Here is a 6,124-nt window from a genome sequence, read left to right as displayed (position 1 = left end):
GAGGATCTTGGGCGCGGGGCGCGGGGCGCGGGGCGCGGGGCGCGGGGCGCGGGGCGCGGGGCGCGGGGCGCGGGGCGACGTGACCTGGGCATGCCGAAGGGCCGGACCCCGTGGTGGGGTCCGGCCCTTGTCGGTGGTGCGGGGTCGCGGGTCAGCTGGTGGCGTAGCCGCGGGTGGCGATCCAGTCGGCCAGGTGCTCGATGGTGATCTGGTACGAGGCCGTGTCCGGGTTGGCGGAGTCGGCGATCGTGACGACGTTGCCGTTGTCGCGGTAGCCGGTCACGCTGATGTAGTGCCCGCCCTCGTAGGAGTGGGTGTTGCCGTCGGTGTCGGTGCTGGTGCCGGCGATGTTGGCGACCACGGCCCGACCGTTGTCCACGGTCTTGACCACGTCGGCGCGCAGCGTGTCGGTCTGCTTGGCGTCAGCGTCCGGGCTGCTGATCTCCACCGACCGGTAGGCGTCGGCCTTGCCGGTCTCCTTGTTCAGCACCGGCGTGATGTCGTTGATCGAGTTGGTGCCGGCCTCGGTGGTGCCCATCTCCTTGGCCATGGCGTCCACGTCGATGTTCTTACCCTGCACGCTCAGCGCGTTACGGGTAGCGGCGGGGCCGCAGTAGAAGAAGTTCGGCTGTGCCTCGTAGCGCACGCCGAGCTCCCGCTCACCGTGACCCTTGCGGTCGGACACCGTCTGGGTGGTGGGCTTGGCGTCGGCCATGGCGTACGCGGCGGTCACCGGGCCGGCGATCGCTCCACCGGTGAAGGCGAGGCCAGCGGCGGTCAGGGCGGTCTTGCGAATCAGATCGGTACGCATGATGGCGTGCTCCTCTGCTTCATCGGGGGATACGCACTCGGCACACGGGGGTGTGCTGCGCGGAGAAAGTTCCTGGGGATCGGCCGGGCGGCCCGGCGGGGCCTGCTCGGGGGTGTCCCGGAGGGTGGTGCAACTGTCCGGGCCAGGGGATCATTCCCGCCGGCGGACCGGGGGCGGCCGGTGATGCTCGGCCGCGCGGGGATGTAACGACGCCGGCCTGGCGGGTGTTCCCGGCGGCGGCTGCCGGCGAGCCGGCGTGGTGGTGCTCGGTCATGCGGAAGGTGTAACGACGCCGACCCGGCGGGTGTTCCCCGGAGCCGCGACCCGGGGTCACGGCGGCATGGGAGGTATAACGACCCCGCCCCACCCGCGATTCCGCCGCCGGGGTGCCGTCCGCCACGGGACGATCACGCCACGGCCGCCCAAACCGCCAGCCGGGGTGATCGACTCGACGTCGCGGATATCGGGGTATCCCGGCGTGCGGGACACCCCGAGATCGGCGAACCCGAGTCGATCACGGCCGGTTAACGGCCTCGGGGTACCGCACCGTTCAGCGGGTTGTCGGGTCCATCGCAGCGGCGGGGTGTTGGCGGGGAATGGTCGGAATGGCCGGCCAGGGGATCTCGGGGCTGCGGTGGAAGGTGATTCCGGCGGTGGACCAGCGTGGGCCGTGTCCGGCCAGGCGGTCCCGGAAGCCGGCCCAGTCGTGCGTCGCCCGGGGCGACCAGCCCAGCTCGGCGATGGCGGGGAGCCGGGGGAGCAGCAGGAACTCGATGTCGGCCAGCGAGGTGACCGATTCGGTCCAGAGCGGGGCCTCCACACCGAGAACGGCCGTGCTGGGCACGCCGTCGACGTGCGTGCCCGGATCCCAGTCGTACGCGCGGCGTACGTCGATCAGGCCGGCCCAGTCGTGCCCGATCGGGGTGTCCTCGGCGTACTTCATGTCCAGGTAGGCGTGGTTACCGGGGGAGACGATCAGTCGGGCGCCCCGGCCGACGGCGTCGGCGGTGGTGGGGTCGTCGGTGTTCGTACCCCACCACTGCAGGACCCGCCCGTCGACGTGTGCGGCCGGGGCGAGCTGGTGCCAGCCCACCACGGTCTTGCCGGTGTCGGCGACGAGTTGCTGTGCCCTCTCCACGAAACCGGTGTAGACCTCGCGCTTGACCTTGAACGCCTCGTCGCCGCCGATGTGCAGCCACGGCCCCGGAGTGAGGGCGGCGACCTCGCTGAGTACGTCGGCGATGAAGTCGTACGTCTGCTCGTCGTCCGGGTCGACGTAGCTGAAGCCGACCTCGGTGCCGGTGTACGGCGCGGGCGCGACCTTGTCCGGCGCGAGGCGCGGGTACGCGACGAGCGCCGCGTTGGTGTGGCCGGGCAGGTCGATCTCCGGGACGACGGTGACGTGCCGGGCGGACGCGTACGTGACGATCCGCCGGTAGTCGGCCTTGGTGTAGTGCCCGCCGGGGCCGCCGCCGACCTCGCTCGCCCCGCCGACGGTGGCGAGCCTCGGCCAGGAGTCGACGGCGATGCGCCAGCCCTGGTCGTCGGTGAGGTGCAGGTGCAGGTGGTTGAGCTTGTAGCGGGCCAGGTGGTCGATCACCCGCAGGACGTCCTCGACGGCGAAGAAGTGTCGGGCCACGTCGAGCATCGCGCCCCGGTACGGGAAGCGGGGACGGTCCAAAATCGTGCCGCCGGGCAACGCCCAGCGGGCAGCCACCGGGGTCGGGCTCTCCACGGCGGCCGGGAGGAGCTGCCGGAGCGTCTGGACGCCGTAGAAGAGACCGGTGGCGGTCGCGGCGACGACGCGTACCCCGGCGGCGGTCACGTCGAGCCGGTAGCCCTCCGCCCCGAGGTCCGCGCTCTGGCCGGGGGCGGTGGGGGGCGTCGTCGGGGTCGTGCCGGCCAGGGTGAGTGTCACCATGCCGGCCGGGTCCGCCGCGAGAGTGTCGGCGACGGGCAGCGGGAAGCCGGTCGCCGCGCGGAGCAGTTGGGCCAGGTGGTCGGCCACCTCCCGGGCGCCCGGGTGGGCGGTGACCCGGATGGCGGTGTCTCCGTCGAGCACGAACGTCACCACCGGGTCCGCCTCTACCCGTTCCGGTGCCGGCACGACGTCGTCGAGGCGGACCGGCGGGGCGAGCAGTGCGTCACCGGCCGCCCGAGCGGCGAGCGCCGCCAGGTCACCGGCCTCCGGCTGGTGCGCGGGCAGCGCGACCCCGTCGGCGGCGGCCGGGTGAGCGACGGTGCTCGGGTCCGGGGTGGGGGAGGAGATTCCGAGGGAGGACACGACGACGGCTCCGGAAGGGGTATTTCGCGTCGGATATGGCAAAAGCGAGCTTCGGCAGAACCAGTGTCGTCAACAATACGAGGACCGGGGATATTGCGTGATCGTGCGCGTGGAAGCGTTCCCAAAAGCCGGTACGAACACGGATAGTCGTGATGGCTGTGCCTATTGTCACCGAACGGTCCCAGGTCACCCGATCTTCGCTTAACCTTCGCCCTGAACCTTCGTTAGGTGTCAATCCGGCGCGCGTGGGAGGCTCTGGTGGCAGCGCAAGAGACCGACGATCACAAGTACGTCTACGACTTCTCCGAGGGCAACAAGGACCTGAAGGACCTGCTCGGGGGCAAGGGCGCCAACCTCGCCGAGATGACCAACCTCGGCCTGCCCGTGCCGCCCGGCTTCACCATCACCACGAAGGCGTGCCAGGCGTACCTCGCGACCGGCCGGGAGCCCGACGGCCTCGCCGGTCAGATCGAGGCGCACCTGCGGGCGCTGGAGCGCGAGATGGGCAAGCGTCTCGGCGACCCGGGAGACCCGCTGCTGGTGTCCGTCCGTTCCGGCGCGAAGTTTTCCATGCCCGGCATGATGGAGACCGTCCTCAATGTCGGCCTGAACGACCAGAGCGTGGTGGGACTCGCCGCGCAGGCGGGCCAGAACGACCGCTTCGCCTGGGACTCGTACCGCCGACTCATCCAGATGTTCGGCAAGACCGTCTGCGAAGTGCCGGGCGAGGAGTTCGAGCACGCCCTCGACGAGATCAAGAGCGCCAAGGGTACGCACGACGACCTCGACCTGGACGCGGACGACCTGCGAGGGCTGGTCGACGCGTACAAGAAGATCTTTCTGAAGCACACCGGCCGGGAGTTCCCGCAGCAGCCGCGCGAACAGCTCGACCTGGCCATCCGGGCCGTCTTCGAGTCGTGGAACGCCGAGCGCGCGATCCTCTACCGCCGCCAGGAGCGCATCCCGGCCGACCTCGGCACCGCCGTCAACGTGGTGACCATGGTCTTCGGCAACCTCGGTCCGGACTCGGGCACCGGTGTCGCGTTCACCCGCGACCCGGGCAGCGGCGCGCAGGGCATCTACGGCGACTACCTGGCCAACGCCCAGGGCGAGGACGTGGTGGCCGGCATCCGCAACACCGTGCCGTTGCAGGAGTTGGAGCGGCTGGACAAGTCCTCCTACGACGAGCTGTTGTCGATCATGGCGCGGTTGGAGGAGCACTACCGGGACCTGTGCGACATCGAGTTCACCATCGAGCGCGGCAAGTTGTGGATGTTGCAGACGCGGGTCGGTAAGCGCACGGCCGCCGCCGCGTTCGTGATCGCCGGGCAACTCGTCGACGAGGGCCTGATCGACCTGGACGAGGCACTGCACCGGGTCAACGGCGCGCAACTGGCCCAGCTGATGTTCCCCCGCTTCCAACTCGAACACGAGTTCCAGCCGGTTGCCACGGGCATCGGCGCCTCACCCGGTGCGGCGTCCGGCACCGTGGTCTTCACCTCCGCGCGGGCCGTCGAGCTGGCCGCCGAGGGTAGGTCGGTGATCCTGGTCCGCCGCGAGACCAACCCGGACGACCTGAACGGCATGATCGCCGCGAAGGGCATCCTCACCTCGCGCGGTGGCAAGACCAGCCACGCCGCCGTGGTGGCCCGGGGGATGGGCAAGACCTGCGTCTCGGGTGCCGACGAGATCGACGTGAACGTGCCGGCGAAGCGCTTCACCGTGGCCGGGCAGACCGTCGCCGAGGGCGACGTCGTCTCGATCGACGGCACCACCGGCAGGGTCTACCTCGGCGAGGTGCCGGTCATGCCGTCGGAGGTGGTGCAGTACTTCGAGGGAAGCCTCGATCCCGAACACATCGACAACGCGCTGGTTCGGGCCGTACACCGGATCATGACGCATGCCGACGGGAAGCGGCGGCTGGCGGTCCGCACGAACGCCGACACCGGCGCGGACGCGGCCCGGGCCCGGCGCTTCGGCGCCGAGGGCATCGGGCTGTGCCGCACCGAGCACATGTTCCTCGGCGACCGGCGGGAGCTGGTCGAGCGGCTGATCCTGGCGCGGGCCGAGGGTGAGCGGGAGGCGGCGCTGGCGGCGCTGCTGCCGTTGCAGCGGGCCGACTTCGAGGAGATCTTCCGCGAGATGGACGGCCTGCCGGTCACCGTCCGGCTGATCGATCCGCCGCTGCACGAGTTCCTGCCCCCGCTGGAGCAGCTCGCGGTCAACGTGGCGGTCGCGCAGGAACGCGGCGAGGACGTGGCGAAGGAGGAGGCGTTGCTCGCCGCCGTCCGGCGGATGCACGAGGAGAACCCGATGCTCGGGCTGCGGGGCGTCCGCCTCGGTCTGGTCATCCCCGGTCTGTTCGCGATGCAGGTCCGGGCCATCGCCGAGGCCGCCGTCGCGGTCGTCAGCGCTGGTGGAACCGCCCGCCCGGAGATCATGGTGCCGCTGGTCGGGGCCGTGCAGGAGTTGGAGACGGTCCGCGCCGAGGCCGAGAAGATCATCGCCGACGTGGTCGGGGACAGCGGGGTCGAGGTGTTGATCGGCACGATGATCGAGGTGCCCCGGGCGGCGCTGACCGCCGGGCAGATCGCCGAGGCGGCAGAGTTCTTCTCCTTCGGCACCAACGACCTGACCCAGATGGGCTGGGGCTTCTCCCGCGACGACGTCGAGGGCGCGTTCTTCTGGCGCTACCTGGAGTTGGGCATCTTCGGCATCTCGCCGTTCGAGTCGATCGACCGTGACGGCGTCGGCCGGTTGGTGCGGATCGCCGCCGAGGAGGGGCGGGCTGCCCGGCCCGGGTTGAAGCTCGGGGTCTGCGGCGAGCACGGCGGCGACCCGGACTCGGTGCACTTCTTCCACGAGGTCGGCCTGGACTACGTGTCCTGTTCACCGTTCCGGGTGCCGGTGGCCCGGCTGGAGGCCGGGCGGGCCGTGGTGGAGACCGGCGGGTCGGACAGCCGTTGACGTGGGCGGCGGGGGGGCCGGGGGGCCCGGGCCCCGCCCGCCCCCACGCTAAAATACGCGGG

3 protein-coding genes are annotated in these 6,124 nt (G+C 71.1%); 1 reads left to right on the top strand and 2 read right to left on the bottom strand.

The annotated features are described in order from the left end of the window. Window positions 1-151 precede the first annotated feature (151 nt). Window positions 152-811, bottom strand: a complete 660-nt coding sequence (locus tag ACLQ25_RS25690; RefSeq protein WP_425733357.1) for a C39 family peptidase — start codon at window positions 809-811, stop codon at window positions 152-154. 550 nt (window positions 812-1,361) lie between these two features. Next, window positions 1,362-3,095: a beta-N-acetylhexosaminidase gene (locus ACLQ25_RS25685; RefSeq protein ID WP_425733356.1), complete on the bottom strand. Its 1,734-nt coding sequence runs from the start codon at window positions 3,093-3,095 to the stop codon at window positions 1,362-1,364. A 258-nt stretch (window positions 3,096-3,353) separates the two neighbouring features. Here ACLQ25_RS25685 and ppdK point away from each other — a divergent pair, with 258 nt between their 5' ends. Then, window positions 3,354-6,062 (top strand): pyruvate, phosphate dikinase, encoded by a 2,709-nt coding sequence (ppdK, locus tag ACLQ25_RS25680; protein ID WP_425733355.1) that lies wholly within the window; start codon window positions 3,354-3,356, stop codon window positions 6,060-6,062. The last annotated feature ends 62 nt before the right edge of the window (window positions 6,063-6,124 follow it).

Origin of the sequence: Micromonospora sp. DT44 (assembly GCF_049841635.1) — a bacterium.
Taxonomy (GTDB): Bacteria; Actinomycetota; Actinomycetes; order Mycobacteriales; family Micromonosporaceae; genus Micromonospora.
This window is presented reverse-complemented; position numbering and strand designations above follow the sequence as displayed.

What these genes read in the sequence shown, in the direction of transcription:
- ACLQ25_RS25690 (WP_425733357.1), bottom strand. Translation starts at nt 811, where the DNA reads ATGCGTACCGATCTGATTCGCAAGACCGCCCTGACCGCCGCTGGCCTC.